The organism is Enterobacter sp. 168J2, from assembly GCF_034107265.1.
GTDB classification, from domain to species: domain Bacteria; phylum Pseudomonadota; class Gammaproteobacteria; order Enterobacterales; family Enterobacteriaceae; genus Enterobacter; species Enterobacter nematophilus.
Map to the genome: position 1 here is coordinate 1,583,685 of NZ_JAWNEB010000001.1, position 17,154 is coordinate 1,600,838.

Sequence of the window (17,154 nt, forward strand, 5' to 3'; positions counted from 1 at the left end):
AATATGACTAAGGGATTACGTCTATTCCACGATAAATACAACGTACCAAGTGCGCCTGTAATCTGCTGCATCAGCGGAGCGTTGCTGCTGAGCTCCGGTAATATCTACGCACGTGAATATCTTTTTTCGCCTTCCTCGCTTGAGGGCGATGCACTCACACAGCAAGATATCGACCTTTCGCTCTTTTCTAAAGAAAATAGCCAACTTCCTGGCCGCTATTCATCGCATATACGTATCAACACGATGCGGCTGCGCGATCAAGACATTACCTATAAAAGTAGCGATACAGGTGAACTCATCGCGCAAATATCACCTGACATGCTGCGTCAATGGGGAGTCGATGTAGACAAATACCCCTCACTGGCGAAGCTGGAGGGGCAAACGCCACTGACAAAGCCTTTGTCTGACTTTATCCCGTTCGCATCATCATCACTCGATTTTAGCGAAATGACGCTCAATTTGAGTATTCCGCAGGCGGCATTACTAAGCGACAGCCCAGACTTTATCGCTCCTTCCCGGTGGAATGATGGCGTCCCGGTGATGTTCGCAGATTATGCTTTTTCGGGCTCTCAGCACAAAGACAGCGCAAAGAATGCGACTTCCAGCCAGTACCTCAATTTGCGAAGCGGTGCCAATCTTGGCGGATGGCGGTTGCGCAATTATTCAACATGGAATAATACGGAAGATGCTTCGAGCTGGGATTCCATAAGCACCTTTCTCCAGCATGATATTGACGTTCTAAGAGCTCAGTTCACAGCGGGTGAAAACAGCACTCGCGGTGAGGTATTTGACAGTCTGCAATATCGCGGGGTCAATCTGGTGTCTGATGAAGAGATGCTGCCCTACAGCCAACGTGGATTTGCGCCCGTGATTCGCGGCATCGCAAGCTCGAATGCCGAAGTCTCGGTACGGCAAAACGGTTATCTCATTTATCAGCAAAACGTGGCTCCCGGGGCATTCGAAATAAACGATCTTTACTCTACAACCAATAGCGGGGACCTGGAGGTAACGATAAAAGAAGCCGATGGTAGCGAACACCATTTCACCCAGCCTTACTCAAGCATCGCGGTAATGCAGCGGCCAGGCCATCTGAAGTATGAATTCACAGCGGCACGGTATCGTGCTGACAGCGGGAGCGATCAAAAAGAGCCGCTGTTTGTACAGGGAAGCGTTATTTACGGCCTTAATAATACCGTCACGCTGTTCGGAGGATTGACCGCATCTGAAGATTATCAGGCGCTCAACAGTGGCGCGGGCATCGCTTTGGGTCCATTAGGCTCACTTTCAGCAGATGTGACGATGGCAAAAACCCGTCTCGATAATAATGACGAGAGTACGGGGCAATCCTATCGCCTACTGTACTCCGGTAAAGTTGATACCACGGGCACCAATTTCACCCTGGCCAGTTATCGCTATTCTACCAGCGGATATTATAGCTTCGCCGATGCCACGCAAAAATATGATGACAACGAAGACAACTGGCTATACCGCTATAACAAACGCAACCGCATCCAGGCCAGCATTAGCCAGAATGTATTCGGCAGCAGCGTTTATCTGAACGGCTATCAACAGGATTACTGGGGGACCTCGCTGAAGGAACGTAACCTCTCAGCCGGATTTAATACGGTTGTAGATGGTATCAGCATGCATATGGCCTACACCTACAGTAAAAACAATGATGACAGTGCCGACAGAATGGTTTCTTTTGGCATCAGTATGCCGTTAAGTAGATGGCTTCCGCGCGCCTGGAGCAACTACACCATCAGCAATACCAGGCATGGTTACACCCGCCAAAATTTAGGTATTAATGGAACGCTGCTAGACGATGAGCGTATGAGCTATTCACTTCAGCAGAGTCGTTCTAATCACGACGGAGAGGACACCAGTAGCGTTTATAGCAGTTATCGTTCGCGTTACGCCAACCTGAATGTGGGCTACTACTATTCTTCAGACAACACTCAGCAGTTCAATTACGGTGTTAGTGGTGCCGTTGTTGCACATCCCCACGGCGTCACGCTTGCTCAGCCATTAGGCAATCAATTTGCCATCGTCAATGCCGAGGGTGCCGAAGGGGTTCGCTTTAAGAACCAGCGCGGTATTCAGACGGACTGGCAGGGAAATGCGGTCATTCCGTCACTTACTCCCTACCAGGAAAACCGTATCCGCATTGATACCACTAGCCTTCAGGAAGATGTTGATACAAGCGAAACCGCCATTACGGTCATCCCCTCACGCAGTGCTGCGGTCGTAGCGAGCTTTGATGCCCACGTTGGCTATCGTGCGTTGGTCACCCTCACGCGTCCTGACGGCCGAAACGTTCCTTTTGGTGCTATTGCCAGCGTTAGTCAGTCCGACATCAGTGGGATCGTTGATGACACCGGAACACTCTATCTCGCCGGAATTGGCGAGGAAAGTCAGGTGAAAGTGAGTTGGGGAAACGCTACTGAGCAGCAGTGTATCGCTCATATCTCCCTCAATTCATCGCAGGGGTTAACCGGCCCAACGGGGATCCGCTATGCCCGAGTTATTTGTCAGCAGGAACAACAGCATGTTAACTAACTTCAAAATGCCCCTTGCCCTTCTTGTTAAAGTGACAGTCGTGTCTCTCATGTTGTCCTTTTCTGTTCATGCCTCGACGGTTCTAAAAAATTGCTTTAGCTCACCTCAGGATTATACCGTTAGCTATGAACGTGAACTGAGTGCAGCAGAAAACATTGCCGGGAGTGAAATTGTGGACAACATGCACCTTCTCGGTAATGGAGCAGAGATGGAGGCTAACTGCAGTTGCGTCAGTGATATGGAAGAGTCCACCAGCGTTATGGAAATGACGTTGGCCGGAAGCCCATTAAGTGCAGGTGCCAGTGGTTACGGCTATCTGAATGACGTACTGGATATTCATGTATCCGGTTACAGCGATGCCATTAACTCTCCGGACGGCGCTAATTTGACGAAGCTAGAGGTATTCCAGTATCCGACGCCTCGTTCCTCCATGCAAAAAAAAGTTGAAAACATTAAAACAACAGAAGGTACTGCCAGTGTGTGCAGTAACGATACTCGTCCTGCTGGCGAACCCCGTCCCAAACGCATGTTCAAATGGAACGTCATCGCGGCTAATTTTCTGATCAAGAAACCTATTCTTGGGGTCATCTCGTTCCCTCCTACCCTGGTCGTTCAGAACTATGCCTGCATCTATATTAGCGGCAGTTGTGCCCCGTCTGATGCAGAATTGGTCTCTAACATTTGGTTAAGCGGGACTATTTCTGCACCGCTGAGCTGTACGATCAACGAGGGCAGTACTATTGAGGTCGATTTCGGTGAACTGGTGTCAAGCCAGTTTGTTGCAAAAGGGCAGCAACCAAAAGGCTATACGCTGAAAGATGTCGATATCTCTTACCACTGTGACGATAACGCCATAGGGAGTGACGACAGAATCAAGCTTACCCTCACCGCAGACCAGGGGGTCGTCGACAGTAGCGACCCGGTTATCGCCAAAATGGTTGGCCGGGAGGATATTGGCGTGAAAGTTTATAATGAGGACAATCTTAACATTGCACTGGATGGGACCTACGAGTTCCCGGTTACAATAGACGAGCAGGGAAATGGCCTTGTACGCATCAAAGCAACACCGGTTAGCACCCTCAATGAGAAACCTCAACCCGGTAGTTTTGAAGGTAACGTGACGGTGAAAATGGATCTGCGCTAACCGAAACACCCTCAGGTTGACGCCGCAACCTGAGGGTAATCACAGTTATCAGAAGCCGAGGCTGTCCAGCAGGTCGTCCACCTGGTCCTGGCTTGCCACCACGCCCGCCTTGCTGGCGTCGAGCTGCGGCCCATTGAGCAGGCTTTCGTTCTCGCGTTTTGGACGGGCAGCCGGTTCCGGGATGTTCTCCAGCAAAACCATCAGCAGCTGGCGCTCAATCTCCTGAATCACATCCATCATGCGCTTGATAACCTGACCGGTCAGGTCCTGGAAATCCTGCGCCATCATGATGTCGAGCAGCTGGGCGTTGGTGAAGCTGGTGTGGCCCGGCACATCCCCCAGGAACTGACGGGTGTCGGTGACCAGCTCGCGGGCATCCGCCAGCTCGATGGGGTTCTCGAACCACTCATCCCAGCGCTGGGTCAGGGCTTTCGCGCCCTTTTCCATCGCATCCTGGTGCGGCTGCGACGCTTCAACGCTGTTCAGCGCACGCTCAGCCGCCTGAGCGGTCATCTGCACAACGTAGTCCAGACGATCGCGGGCGTCCGGGATCGCTTCCGCCGCTTCGGCAATGGCCTGATCCAGCCCCAGTTCACGCAGGCTGTCACGCAGCATGCGCGTCAGGCTGCCGATGCGCACGATGATGTCGCTCGGCGAGTGTTCTTCAACGGGTTTCATTGCAGGTTGCATCATCACCAACACCTCACATGCCGAGTTTCTCGAAGATCTTACCGAGCTTCTCTTCCAGGGTCGCTGCGGTGAATGGCTTCACCACATAGCCGCTTGCGCCCGCCTGTGCAGCGGCAATGATGTTCTCTTTTTTCGCTTCTGCAGTGACCATCAGCACCGGCATAGACGCCATGCCCGCGTCCGCACGAATCGTTTTCAGCAGCTCCAGACCGTCCATGTTCGGCATGTTCCAGTCGGAGATCACGAAACCAAACCCGCCAGCCTGCAGTTTGTTCAGCGCATCCACGCCGTCCTCTGCTTCTTCAACGTTGTTGAAGCCCAGCTCTTTCAGCAGGTTGCGCACAATGCGACGCATGGTGGAAAAGTCATCCACAACCAAAAACTTAAGCTCTTTATCCGCCATAAAATAATACTCCTGAGTCAAATACGTATTGCCTGTCCGGCACTGATTTTCGCCAGCATCTGCTGGCTTACCTGGCTAAGATCGACCACTTCGCTCACGCCACCCATATTGATGGCCTCGCGCGGCATGCCGAACACCACACAACTTGCTTCATTCTGCGCAATCGTCCAGGCGCCAGCCTGGTGCATTGCAAGCATTCCGGCGGCACCGTCGTTGCCCATCCCCGTCAGGATCACCCCAACGGCGTTGCGCCCCGCATGTTTCGCCACCGAATGAAACAGCACATCCACCGACGGACGGTGCCGGTTGACCGGCGGTCCGTCATGAATTTTGATTTGATAGTTAGCGCCGCTGCGCGCCAGTTCCATATGCTTGTCGCCCGGGGCGATATACGCATGGCCCGGCAGCACGCGCTCGCCGTCTTCCGCCTCTTTCACGCTGATCTGGCACAGCTTGTTCAGACGTTCGGCGAACGAGCGGGTAAAGCCTGGCGGCATATGCTGAGTAATCAGAATACCCGGACTTGAAAGCGGCAATGGCTGGAGTACATGGCGAATTGCCTCTGTTCCTCCGGTTGACGCCCCAATAACCAGCAGTTTTTCCGAGCTGAGTAACGGTCCGGCCTTCAGGGTTGCCGGCGCGGCCATCGGCTTGTGGGCCGCGAGCTTCGCGCGCGATGCGGTACGAATTTTTTCGGCAATCATCTCGCTGTACGCCAGCATCCCCTCGCGAATGCCGAGCTGCGGTTTGGTGACAAAATCCACCGCCCCCAGCTCCAGCGCGCGCAGGGTGATCTCCGATCCTTTCCCGGTCAGGGAGGAGACCATCACCACCGGCATGGGCCGCAGCCGCATCAATTTCTCCAGGAAATCGATGCCATCCATGCGCGGCATCTCGACATCCAGCGTTAGCACGTCGGGGTTATATTTTTTAATTAAATCCCGCGCTACCAGCGGATCTGGCGCAGTAGCCACCATCTCCATGTCGCTGTGGCTATTGATGATTTCAGTCATGATCTGGCGCATCAGCGCTGAATCATCGACGGACAATACCCTGATTTTACTCATGCTTTTTCCTTACTCAGCGCATATACCGTTTGCCCACGCAGGCTAAACTCACGCGCGAGGTTGCTGAAGTTTTCCGAGTGCCCGGCAAACAGTAAACCGTCAGGCTTGAGCAACGGAACAAACCGACGCAGAATGTCCTGTTGCGTCGTTTTATCAAAATAGATCATGACGTTACGGCAAAAAATGGCGTCGAAAGGCCCCGGCACGTTGTACTGCTTATCGAGCAGGTTAACGGGCGCGAATTCGACGCAGTTCGCCAGCTCCTGGCGTACGCGAACCAGGCCTTCATGCGGCCCTGTACCGCGCATGAAGTAACGCTGCAGCTGCTGCGGCGACAGCGTTTTCAGCTCGTCCTGGCGATACACGCCGTTGCGCGCCTTCTCCAGCACCTCGGTGTCGATATCGCTGGCGTAGACTTTCCAGCGCCCCGGCGCCATGCCCAGCGTGTCTGCAAGGGTGATCGCCAGCGAGTACGGCTCTTCGCCCGTCGAGGCGGCCGCACTCCAGACGCGATACTCCCCGGTGCGACGCCGCGCGTGCTCGGCCAGAACCGGAAAGTGGTGGGCTTCACGGAAAAAGGCCGTCAGGTTGGTGGTTAACGAGTTAATAAAAGCCTGCCACTCCGCGCTGTTCTGGTTCGCTTCGAGCATGCTCAGATAGCGACCAAAATCATCCAGCCCCAGCGTACGCAAGCGCCGCACCAGCCGGTTGTAGACCATGTCCCGCTTATGATCCGCAAGCACGATCCCCGCACGCTGGTAGATTAACTGACATATCCGACGAAAATGCGCGTCGGACAGCGCGAGGCGCTGTGTCATCTGCAACAATAATGACGTTTGCCCAGGGGGCATTGGTGATGTCATAGCGCCTTCTTAATTACATTCAGGATACAACTGGCACGGCCTGCGACCGCCCGACTTCTGTTACTGCTTCAACGTGCTCTTTCACATTAAATACCGCGACCAGCCCGGTGAGACGATCCGCCTGGCTGGCCAGCTGATCGGTTGCCGCTGCCGCTTCCTCAACTAACGAGGCGTTCTGTTGCGTCACCTGATCCATCTGGCTGACGGCCTGAGCCACCTGCTCAATGCCACGACGCTGTTCGTCCGACGCCGAGGCAATCTCGCCCATGATGTCGTTGACCCGCGTCACGGAGGTGACGATTTCGTGCATGGTGTGCGCCGCCGTATCCACCAGCGTTGACCCCTGCTGGACGCGAGAGACCGACTCTTCAATCAGGGTCTTAATCTCTTTCGCCGCGTTGGCGCTGCGGCTCGCCAGGTTTCGCACTTCACCTGCCACCACCGCAAACCCACGCCCCTGCTCGCCGGCGCGCGCCGCTTCCACGGCGGCGTTCAGGGCCAGAATATTGGTCTGGAACGCAATACCGTCGATCACGCTAATGATGTCGCCGATCTTCTGCGAGCTGGCGGCAATCTCCTGCATGGTGCTGGCCACGTGAGAAGCCTGATCGCCCCCTCTCTTCGCCGTCATCGCCGCCTGTTTTGACAGGTCAGACGCCTGGCGCGCGTTATCGGCGTTCTGGCTTACCGTCGCGGTCAGCTGCTCCATGCTGGCCGCCGTCTGCGCCAGCGACGCCGCCTGCTGCTCGGTGCGGGATGAGAGATCGTTATTGCCTGCCGCAATCTCTGAGATCCCGGTATGCATGGCGTAACTGCCCTGGCGCACATCACTCACCGTTTCGCGCAGCGATCCCTGCATCGCCTTCAGGCTGGCGAAGATCGCCGAAATTTCGTTCCTGCCAAACACCGCCACCGGACGCGCCAGATCCCCCTTCGCAATACTGTCGAAGTGGCTGCTGATAATCGCCAGCGGCTGCACAATCATTCTGCGCGCCCAGAGCAGCGCCCCGCCGGTCAGCAGCCCCGCCAGGATCACGACGACGGCAAAGATAACGCCGGACATGTGATAGCTGGTGCGGCTCGCTTCACCTGCACGCTGAACAGACCGGTTAATGTCCTGCTGCCACGCGTTAAAGCTGGCGTCAAACGCGGCCTGAGACGCCTGAACCGGTGCGGTCATAAAGTCCGAAAGCTGGTTGTTCTCAAGCCAGGTCGCCTGGTGGTCCAGATCGCTGTACCACTGCTCAAAGTTCTTTTTCATGGCCGCCTTCAGCGCTTTCTCTTTCTCGCTGTCGGCCGCCTGCGCCGTGAAGGCCTTAAACTGTGCGTCTGCCTGCTTGAGGCTGTCGCGCGCCGTTGCCATCAGCGCCTTAATGTCATCCGGCGGATAGCTGAGCGCGGTTAAGGTTCCTGCCTTGTTCAGCGCAGTGCTTGCCTGCAACAGCACGGCACGCGTTTGTGCCAGTGCGGAGCGCTGCTGATTACTCGCCTCAACGTCCTGCAAATTCTGATAGCCATCGCGAAACGCCCAAAAAGACAACCCGTTACTGCCAACCTGCAACACACCGCAAAGGATCAGAATCAAAAACAGTGTGGTCGAGATACGAATACGATTTAACATCCACGCTCCCATCAAGCGGCAAGCAGCCGCGGTTTAATTGTCAGTCAAAATGTTTCCCAGTTTTCATCTTGTCCGGTCGTTGCAGCACGCGTTCGGATGACCGCCGTGTCGGCGGCTGGCGCGCGGTACACCGCGTGCGGCGTGACCGTACTTCCAGCGAGTGAAGCGAGACGAAACGCCGAGACGGCCATCTTCAGACGGCTCGCCTGGTCTTCCAGGGCAGCGGCCGCCGCAGCGGACTCCTGCACCAGCGCGGCGTTTTGCTGTGTCACGCGATCCATTTCCGATACCGCCAGGGCAACCTGGTCGATACCACGACTCTGCTCATCGGACGCAGAGGCGATTTCACCCATGATGTCCGTTACGCGGGTAACGGCATTCACGATGTCATTCATGGTCTCCCCGGCGCTTTCCACCAGCACCGAGCCGGTATCCACGCGGGAGACGGAGTCTTCAATAAGGGCTTTAATCTCTTTTGCCGCGTTGGCGCTGCGGCTGGCCAGATTGCGCACTTCCCCGGCCACCACCGCAAACCCGCGCCCCTGCTCGCCCGCGCGCGCCGCTTCCACGGCGGCGTTGAGCGCCAGGATATTGGTCTGGAAGGCAATGCCGTCGATGACGCTGATGATGTCGGCGATTTTCTTCGAGCTGTCGGCGATTTCGTGCATGGTTTTCACTACGCCATCCACCACGCGCCCGCCCCGCTGTGCGGTCTCGGAGGCGCTTTCCGCCAGCTGAGACGCCTGGCGGGCGTTATCGGCGTTCTGCTTCACGGTTGCGGTGAGCTGCTCCATGCTGGCGGCCGTCTCCTCCAGCGCCGACGCCTGCTGCTCGGTACGGGATGAGAGATCGTTATTCCCCATCGCGATTTCGCTGGTGCCGGTATAAATAGCCTCGGATCCGTTACGCACGTTGGCGACGGTCTCGATCAATGAACGCTGCATGTGGTCGACGCTGTTGGCCAGCTCGGTGATCTCGTTGCGTCCGGAAACGGTCAGCGTTTTGGTCAGATCGCCAGAGGCAATCTCACGAATATGGGCAATCACGCGGCCAAGCGGGTTCAGCAGGATATGGCGAATGCCGTACCACACAGCGAACAGCACAATGACTAAGGCCAGGGCCAGCACCGCCATCTGCCATTTCGCAAAGCGGTAGTCATTCTGGCTTTCAGTAAAGGCCGAGTGGTACAGATCGCCGCTGGCCTTCGCGTATTCCCCCAGCGCCGCGCCGAGTGCGTTTTGCATCCCCTGCGTGGGCTGTGCGAAGTAGGCATCCATGTTGCCGCTCTCCAGGAACTGGATCAGCTCCGTCAGCCCGGCATAGTAGGCGCTGTATTTTTCATCAATGTTCTGGCTTACCTGCGCCATCGCGGGCTGCGGTGCGATCTGTTTGAAGGCGGCGTAGTGTTTTCCCGCGTCGGCCAGCGTGGCCCGGGCATTTTTTAGCAGATCGGTTTTCGCGCTGCTCTGCTGATTGTTCGGATCCATCATCATGCGCGCGGACGAGCGGCTCAGGTTGATGCGCGTTTGCAGCATCAGATCCCACGTTGACGTAAGCTCACTCTGCTGAAGGCGGAGATCGTTCGAGGCGGCGAAGCTGTCCTGGTTCTGTTTTAACGACGAGAAAAAAAGCCCGCCGGAGATAAGCTGAAGTAGTGCGAAAATGACCAGCACCATCATCAGCATTGTGACAACGCGGATACGGTTCAACATACAACACCTTCTCATAGATTTATTAACGGTGTTATCGGCACAGGCCACAGGAACTTTACATTTGCGAAAGGGAAAAGCGCGGGGTTAAAACGCGACGTCAACAATCAGCGTATCGGTGTAGGTGCCGGCGGGCGGCGTGGCCTGATTGGTCAGAACCTTAGCGGTATAGTTGTAGGTGCGCAGCAACCCGTCGGTACTGATCTGGGACGACGTCGCGCTGGTCCAGCGCTCGGCGCCGCTGCCGCCCCAGCGGTTGCCGCTGGCTTCTTTATAGATGTCGTAGCTCAGGTAGTTACTGCCGCTTACCATCCGGCGGACATTATTGAGAGCATTGGCACCGTTATTAATGCCAATGGTGTAGGTGCTGCCTTTGGTACAGGTAACGGCAATGGCCTGCGAAACGGTGGGAAAACTTTGCACCAGCGGCGCGCTGTTAAAGTTCACGTCCGGCGTGGTCATGGCGCTGCAGTCGTTGGTGACGGTCATGTTAAGCAGAATACTGGTCGTTGCGGTTCCCGACTGGGGAGATGTACACAGGCTTCCCAGGCCGACGGCGCAGACGTTGTAGTTGATGCTAAAGTTCAGCAGCACCTGGTAAGGCCCGGCAGTCACGTTTTGTCCGGGGACGGTGCGAAAATAGAGCGGAATGTTGTACTGCTTTGACCCGAGCAATCCCAGCAGGGTATTCCCGCTCCAGGTATACGATTTACTTATCTGCACCTCGCTGCTGCTGGCGCAGCCGGATAACCCGCACAGCCGGGTGGGGATCACGTCTGTAATAGCGGCATTATCCGTGCGTTTCATGGTCGCGCGGCTGTTGCCAGATACCGACGCCGCGGTGTAGTTGAGGGTCACCGAGTCGTTGGTCAGCACGTTGAGCACGGCGTCACACGCCACCACCAGCGTGCCGGTGGTTTGCACTTCCCCGGTCCCGCTCAACGCAAACGAGGTGACGCTGCCAAACGACGCATTAACCGTACTGACGGTACACGCCGCCCAGCCGCCGCCGGAGAACAGCAGCAGCGTCAACAGCAGCAGGCGCATCATGGTCCCTCCCGACAAATCAGCGGACCGTAGGTTTGCAGCTTGTGCTCCGGATTGGCCCCCACGGTCAGGGTCGCCGTGCAGCGTTTTCCGCCAGGGGTGACCACCTCAAGCGGGTTGACATCGCTGAGGTTTTCCAGCCAGGCAATACCGTCATACCCCACCACCGCATTGCTGCGCGAGGCGCGTCGGACCTGGCTTCCCACCGGGATCGCCTGGCCCTGCGCATCGTGCAGGATGACGCTCGCCACCCGCTCCTGCTCCATCGGGAAGTCCACCAGATATCCGCTGTGACGACGAATGGCGATCCGCCGCTCCGTCTCCTTCAGCCGGGTGTCCGCCGGCAGATTCAGCGTATCGATCCGGTAGCTTGCCGGATAATAGGCCGACACCCCGCTGACCAGCAGGTAGCCGTTGTTGTTCGTTTTGCCGACGGGCTGGTTCTCATAGCTGACGGGCACGTCCGGATGGCCGTCGGTGCTGATCACCACAAACGCATCGTTGATTTTGTTCGCCGCGAACAGCTCGCCGTCCATCAGGACTATGGCGCCCATCGCCTCGCCCCACCAGGTCATAGTGTCCCTTTCGCCATAGCCGCCGCCCTGCAGTTCGATATTGTTATTGCGCCAGCCCAGCGTACCCTGCTGATAATCGCTGGATTTTGACTGGTTGGCCCAGGCCACGTTCCAGCTAAACCCGCCGTCAGAAGGCATAGAGTGGTTATAGTTAATGCGCTGCGAGCTGCCTGCATCCGGGGTGTTTTCGAAGGTGACGGCAGCGCTGTCGCGTTCCCCCAGCGGCACCTGCAGCGACAGCGCGACCGTCCAGTCCCCACGCTGCTGGTCCCGGCTGCCGGCCAGGTAAATGCTGCTTGATCCCCAGAGATTGCGGCTCCAGGAGAGATTCAGCAGTTCCGTTTTCTGGCTGTCAAAGCTCTCCACGCCGATCCAGGCCGCGCCGATATTGCCGTACTGTCCCAGATTGAAGGTCAGAGAATACTGGTCGGTATTGCGGCTAAAGCTGGCGATGGGCCGGTCATTTTCGTCATACACCGTCGGCTGATCGTAGAGAGCGAGATTGCCAAAGCCGCGATCGCGGCGGGTGTGCTGGGTCGCGACGCTAAATTCGCTGGTGCTGTACTGATAGCCCCAGCTGATTTGCCCGCCGTCGTCTCCGCGCATGCGGCTTTGTGAGTAGGAGGTATTCACCACGCCAAACCGCCCCAGCTTTATCACCGTCCCCGCTCCGCCCAGCGCCAGCTCTTCTGCCCCTTCCGCGTGGCCCTCCAGCGTCAGCCAGTCGGTCAGCCCGTAGCGATACGAGCCGCTGCCTGCCGCCGGGCCGTAGTCAAAATTCCTGATGCCGTAATTGCGGCGCAGGCTGCCGAGCGTCACGGCCCCGTCGCTCAGCCCTGTTTTAAGCAAATCGCTGGTGACGTAAAACGGCAGCGTGGTGCTCACCTGGCGTCCCAGCGCATCGGTGGTGACCAGCACCGCATCCCCCGCCCCGTTGATATAGGGCAGATTGGTCAGGGTGAAAGGCCCCGGCTGAAGCTGAGTCGAGCCGGATCGATAGCCGTTGATGAAGAGATCCACCGAGGTGGGGACCGCGGCCTCTCCCGAAAATTCGGGCAGCGGCCATGTCACCAGGTCCGGGCGCAGGGAGAAATCGCGTCCGTAGCTGATACCGCCTATCCGCACGCTGGAGGTCCAGCTCAGGGCATCGCCGATCACGTCTCCGGCGCTCCAGGTGGTCGCGTCATCCTCATTCGTTATCAGCAGCGTGGTGTCATAGCGAACATACCCTTCCTGCTGGCCGTCGTTTCCAGTGAAATTTTTCCGGGCGTACCCGGTAGAGGAAAACGAGCCGTTCTCGTCGAAGTAGCGGAGCTCATGCCAGAGCGACGCCTGGCCGCCAACGTGCTCCGTGTGGTTGGTGTAAAGATCGTAATTCAGCAGCGCCCCGCGTCCGTAGTGCGGTTTGGACTGCGCCGTTTGCGCGCTAAAGGGAGTCACCCGGGCGGTGACCCAGTCCCGGGGAAGGGTCAGCAGCAGTCGCTGCCCGGCGCTGTCGTACTCCACGCGCACCTGGCTCAGTGAGGCGAGATTCACCTCTCCGGCGGGCACATGCTCCGGGGGAAGCCCCGCGCGCAGCAAATCGGCGCTGGAGATAAAGAAAGCGCCGTTGCGCTGCGTCACGGGTACCACCAGACCTGTGTCGTAGTGGTTGAGCACGAGGGCAAGCTGAAAGACCGCTTCATCATTTACCGCCTGTGCCTGGGGAGGCGGCGGCAAACTGTCGTCGCCGGGATCGCCCCAGGCTGTGGTACTGACGCAAAGCAGCATCATCATTGCCGGCTTCAGTTGACGGGAGGCGACTGCCATTGTTCGTCCCTGGCATTAATCTGCGCGCTCATCCGGTCTGGCTGACGAACGCCAGCGGGTATCGGCCAGCTGCGGGTGCTGCCCGGCAGAACGTACCCCAGTAACCCCTCCGCTACGGTGCGTTTTTGTCCCCCCTGCGTCAGCGACACCTGGCTAAGCCTGACGTGCACATCCCCCTGATTACGCACCTGTAATGCAGGTTGTCCTCCCTCCTGCGTCACCCGCCAGCTCAGGTTTCGGGTCTCCACCAGCGCGTGATGCGCCCCCTCTTTCAGGATCGGGATCCCCTGTCCGTAGACAAACAGCGGAATGGAGTAACGCATCTGTAATTTGAGGCCGATGGCGGGGGCGTCTTTGCCGTCAGGCTGCGGAATTTCATCCACGATAATACGGTAGGCCTGTTCGACGCCCGCTGGAACCGCGCCCTGTTTAATAAGACGAATCAGCTGCTTATTGCCTTTCTGGATGGTGACAATGGGTGGGCTGGCGACCACGTCCTGCTGCGCGCTGTAGCGTTCGTACCCCCCCTCCTGCTTCCAGCGCACAATGCGCACCTGCATGGTCGTTGCGCTGTTCCCCTGGTTCTGGATCCACAGCTCCGTAGCGTTAGCATCTGCGGCAAGCCAGGGATCGATGGGCCAGAGCAGAATAGTGGCCGCCGCCTGCGCCTCTCCGGCTGCCGCGACGCCTGACAACGCGCTCGCCAGACACAAATGCCTGATAAATGGCTTCATTGCCTCTCTCCCTTTATTACCATGACAAGGTCACGGTGAGCTGATCGGAATAGGTTCCTGCCGGGCTAAACCCGGTCAATAGCGCCACGCCAAATAGCGGCAGCGCGATGTTATTGCTGTTGGTATAGGTCACCGGTATCGCCTGGTTAACGCCGATTTCGCTGTTCGCGGCCAGCGAACTGCTGCTGTACAGCCGGTAAGGGACCATTTCCGTCCCGTTCGCGCGCTTCATTCGGCGAACGGATGAATAATTCTGACCGCCGTTAATACTCATACTCAGCGCCACGCCCGGCGTGCAGGCGATGGACAAGGCCCCGTTCGGCACAAAGCTGGTGCTTACCGGCGCGCTTGCCACGCCGTTATGGGTGCCAAAATCCAGCGTACCGAGAAGCCCCCCGCTGCCGGTAGCCACTGCGCACCCCGGTACAATGGTCGCGCTGACCTTAAAGGATTGCGACGTCACCGCCCCCGCCGTGGGGAGCAGCAGCAGCCCGACGATCAGCGCGAAAAAAGGCTGCACGTGTCCCTCTGCGCTTTTGCGCAGACCTATAAAAGGTGCCTTCATGGCAGTGCAGATCTAATAGGTTACGCTGACGTTAATCGTGTCGGTATAGGTGCCTGGTACCACCGTTACGCTGTTACCGCCGCCGGTAATACGTCCGTAAAGGGTGTAACTGTCAACGCCCCCCGCCGTGGACGCGATAGGCAACGCGGCGTTATTGGCAATCAGGGTGTTGAAGCCACTGTCGCTGTACAGGCTATAAGCCACGCCCTGCGCCGTATTGGCCGTGTTTACCAGATAGCGCGCGGGCGTTCCCGGCGAGCCGACAACGGTGCCAGGTGCCGTGGAGTTGGTGTTGCCGGTGATCGCCACCGAATAGCTGGCGGTCGTGCATTGAATGGTGAAGGTATTTCCGCCGCTGGCGCCGGTTAGCTGCGTGGTCAGGGTGGAAAACGTTGCGGGATGGGTACCGAAATCGAGTATCCCGAAGTTAATGCCGCTTTGCGCGGGCGATCCGTTAATCAGACAACCGTTTGTCAGCGTCAGCGTGGCGCCAATGGTGCCGTTGCTGGTGACGGCCAGCGCATGATGGGCTGTTGTCGCAGTCAGCAACGTGCCTGCGCAGATCAAAAGGAGTTTTCTTTTCATTTACCACCCTCCAGAAGACGTCTCCGTTCCCTTGCGACATTTTATTTTTAACGTTCAAGATGTTAGCCCCGCTTAACGTTCCTCAGAGGGGGTTATTGAGAATTTAGTTTACGGATATCGCTTCGACCACCCGGCGCATGGCAGGCAAAACCCATGTCCTGATAACTTTGTTTGTAGATATAAAACAATGGGTTAAAACAAAAAAAAGGAATATTCCTGCACGTTGACTGAGGATATATCCATCAAAATGTGATAAGGATCACAATATATCGTTCGGGCATTAACAACAAAATTAATAAAAATTAAAAAGGAGTTGTATCCCCCTACGCTTTGCGTCAATTTATGTGCCGAATATTTTCCCGCGCAGTAATAAAAAATTTATATGTATCGGCGCGGGTTACATCTGAAGCGCATAGAGGGTCTTTTTTCGTGGCAAGTGCAAACAAACTCACACTCTTCATCGTGATATTCATGCTGGCGGGTATTCTTTCAGGGGCGGCAATTCACGAGTACGCATCTGCGGATGCCATCAAAGCCTGGTCGGATAATATTACCCTTCTGACCGATATTTTCCTCCGTCTGATCAAAATGGTTATTGCGCCGCTGGTCTTCAGCACGCTGACCGTGGGCATTATGAAGCTGGGAGAGACCTCCACCATAGGCCGGGTGGGCGGCAAAGCGATGGTGTGGTTTATCAGCTCATCCGTGCTCTCCATTCTGGTCGGACTGTTTATCGTCACGCTGGAGCGTCCGGGAAGCGGCCTGAACCTGACGATCCCAACCGAGGCGGTGGATACCGGTCTTGCCGTGGGCGGGATGACGCTGAAGGCGTTCCTGTCCCACACCATTCCCACCAGCATCGCGGGGGCGATGTCGAACAATGAGATCCTGCAAATTGTGGTGTTCTCGATGTTCTTCGGCATCGGCGGCGCGTCGCTGGGGCAGAAATTCAACGCGCCGCTGGTGGCCGCGCTGGATGTGGTTTCCCATATCATGCTGAAGGTTACGGGTTACGTGATGTACGTTGCGCCGCTGGCCATCTTCGCGGCGATCTCCTCCGTCATTGCCACGCAGGGTCTGGGCATCCTGTTGAACTACGCCTCCTTTATTGGCGGCTACTACGTTGCCATCCTTCTAACCTGCATGGTGCTGCTGGCCGTGGGTTACATGGTGCTGAAAAAAGAGGTGTTTCGCCTGGTCAGCATGCTGAAAGATCCGGTGCTGGTCGCGTTCACCACCAGCAGTTCTGAAGCGGCCTACCCTAAAACGCTGGAGCAGCTGGAGCGCTTTGGCTGCTCGCGCAACATCGCCTCTTTCGTCCTGCCGATTGGCTACTCCTTCAACCTGGTGGGGTCGATGGTGTACTGCTCTTTCGCCTCGATGTTTATCGCTCAGGCGTACAACATTCACCTGAGCTTCTCTGAGGTAACGGTGCTGATGTTGACCCTGATGCTGGCGTCGAAAGGGATTGCGGGCGTGCCGCGTTCTTCGCTGGTGGTGCTGGCCGCGACGATCCCGAGCTTTAACATTCCGGTAGCGGGCATTCTGCTGCTGATGGGGATCGACCACTTCCTGGATATGGGCCGTTCCGCGATTAACGTGCTGGGGAACGGGATTGCGACGGCGATGCTCTCGCAGAATGAAGGCGCGCGGGAAGCGGAAGCTGAAGCTGAAGCTGAGCTGGTAAAGCAGGAAGCGTAATGGCATGAAAAAGGGTGAGGCCTGATGCCCTCACCCCGGCCCTCTCCCACGGGGAGAGGGAGCAAACACGAAAACGGCAACC

Annotated in this window: 14 protein-coding genes; 3 read left to right on the forward strand and 11 right to left on the reverse strand. The window is 56.9% G+C overall.

The genetic code is table 11. The annotated features are described in order from the left end of the window. Positions 1 to 3 precede the first annotated feature (3 nt). Positions 4 to 2,559, forward strand: a complete 2,556-nt coding sequence (locus USG84_RS07590) for a fimbria/pilus outer membrane usher protein (protein ID WP_151412586.1) — start codon at positions 4 to 6, stop codon at positions 2,557 to 2,559. After that, positions 2,549 to 3,703, forward strand: coding sequence for a fimbrial protein (locus tag USG84_RS07595; RefSeq protein ID WP_320738223.1), 1,155 nt, complete (start codon positions 2,549 to 2,551; stop codon positions 3,701 to 3,703). The genes USG84_RS07590 and USG84_RS07595 overlap by 11 nt, the downstream gene beginning before the upstream one ends. 48 nt (positions 3,704 to 3,751) lie before the next feature. Here USG84_RS07595 and cheZ read toward each other — a convergent pair whose 3' ends face one another. The 11 genes from cheZ to USG84_RS07650 all read right to left on the reverse strand — a co-directional run bounded on the left by cheZ (position 3,752) and on the right by USG84_RS07650 (position 15,371). After that, positions 3,752 to 4,396 (reverse strand): protein phosphatase CheZ, encoded by a 645-nt coding sequence (gene cheZ / locus USG84_RS07600; protein WP_028013643.1) that lies wholly within the window; start codon positions 4,394 to 4,396, stop codon positions 3,752 to 3,754. A gap of 10 nt (positions 4,397 to 4,406) precedes the next feature. Then, positions 4,407 to 4,796 (reverse strand): chemotaxis response regulator CheY, encoded by a 390-nt coding sequence (gene cheY / locus USG84_RS07605; RefSeq protein WP_008500431.1) that lies wholly within the window; start codon positions 4,794 to 4,796, stop codon positions 4,407 to 4,409. 17 nt (positions 4,797 to 4,813) lie between these two features. Continuing rightward, complete coding sequence (locus USG84_RS07610; RefSeq protein ID WP_014884341.1) at positions 4,814 to 5,863, reverse strand: protein-glutamate methylesterase/protein-glutamine glutaminase; 1,050 nt, start codon at positions 5,861 to 5,863, stop codon at positions 4,814 to 4,816. After that, on the reverse strand, positions 5,860 to 6,726 hold the full coding sequence (gene cheR, locus USG84_RS07615; RefSeq protein ID WP_014884342.1) for a protein-glutamate O-methyltransferase CheR: 867 nt from the start codon (positions 6,724 to 6,726) through the stop codon (positions 5,860 to 5,862). Before cheR ends, USG84_RS07610 begins: the two co-directional genes overlap by 4 nt. A 19-nt stretch (positions 6,727 to 6,745) precedes the next feature. Next, positions 6,746 to 8,347 carry a methyl-accepting chemotaxis protein IV gene (gene tap, locus USG84_RS07620; protein ID WP_151412585.1) on the reverse strand — a complete coding sequence of 534 codons (1,602 nt, stop codon included), beginning with the start codon at positions 8,345 to 8,347 and terminating at the stop codon, positions 6,746 to 6,748. A gap of 44 nt (positions 8,348 to 8,391) precedes the next feature. Further along, entirely contained in the window at positions 8,392 to 10,059 is a 1,668-nt protein-coding gene (gene tar / locus USG84_RS07625) for a methyl-accepting chemotaxis protein II (RefSeq protein ID WP_253542578.1), read from the reverse strand. Between the two features lie 84 nt (positions 10,060 to 10,143). Continuing rightward, the gene (locus tag USG84_RS07630) at positions 10,144 to 11,106 is read right to left on the reverse strand and encodes a spore coat protein U domain-containing protein (protein ID WP_061097853.1); all 963 of its coding nucleotides are present in this window, start codon (positions 11,104 to 11,106) and stop codon (positions 10,144 to 10,146) included. After that, the gene (locus USG84_RS07635) at positions 11,103 to 13,487 is read right to left on the reverse strand and encodes a fimbria/pilus outer membrane usher protein (protein WP_151412583.1); all 2,385 of its coding nucleotides are present in this window, start codon (positions 13,485 to 13,487) and stop codon (positions 11,103 to 11,105) included. The genes USG84_RS07630 and USG84_RS07635 overlap by 4 nt, the downstream gene beginning before the upstream one ends. Then, the gene (locus USG84_RS07640; protein ID WP_151412582.1) at positions 13,463 to 14,221 is read right to left on the reverse strand and encodes a molecular chaperone; all 759 of its coding nucleotides are present in this window, start codon (positions 14,219 to 14,221) and stop codon (positions 13,463 to 13,465) included. Before USG84_RS07640 ends, USG84_RS07635 begins: the two co-directional genes overlap by 25 nt. 16 nt (positions 14,222 to 14,237) lie before the next feature. Then, on the reverse strand, positions 14,238 to 14,786 hold the full coding sequence (locus tag USG84_RS07645) for a spore coat U domain-containing protein (protein ID WP_061097850.1): 549 nt from the start codon (positions 14,784 to 14,786) through the stop codon (positions 14,238 to 14,240). A gap of 12 nt (positions 14,787 to 14,798) precedes the next feature. Further along, positions 14,799 to 15,371 (reverse strand): spore coat U domain-containing protein, encoded by a 573-nt coding sequence (locus tag USG84_RS07650; RefSeq protein ID WP_061097849.1) that lies wholly within the window; start codon positions 15,369 to 15,371, stop codon positions 14,799 to 14,801. Between the two features lie 429 nt (positions 15,372 to 15,800). On the opposite strand from USG84_RS07650, the gene USG84_RS07655 reads away from it, so the two are divergent. Then, positions 15,801 to 17,072 (forward strand): dicarboxylate/amino acid:cation symporter, encoded by a 1,272-nt coding sequence (locus tag USG84_RS07655; RefSeq protein ID WP_151412581.1) that lies wholly within the window; start codon positions 15,801 to 15,803, stop codon positions 17,070 to 17,072. Positions 17,073 to 17,154: the final 82 nt, after the last annotated feature.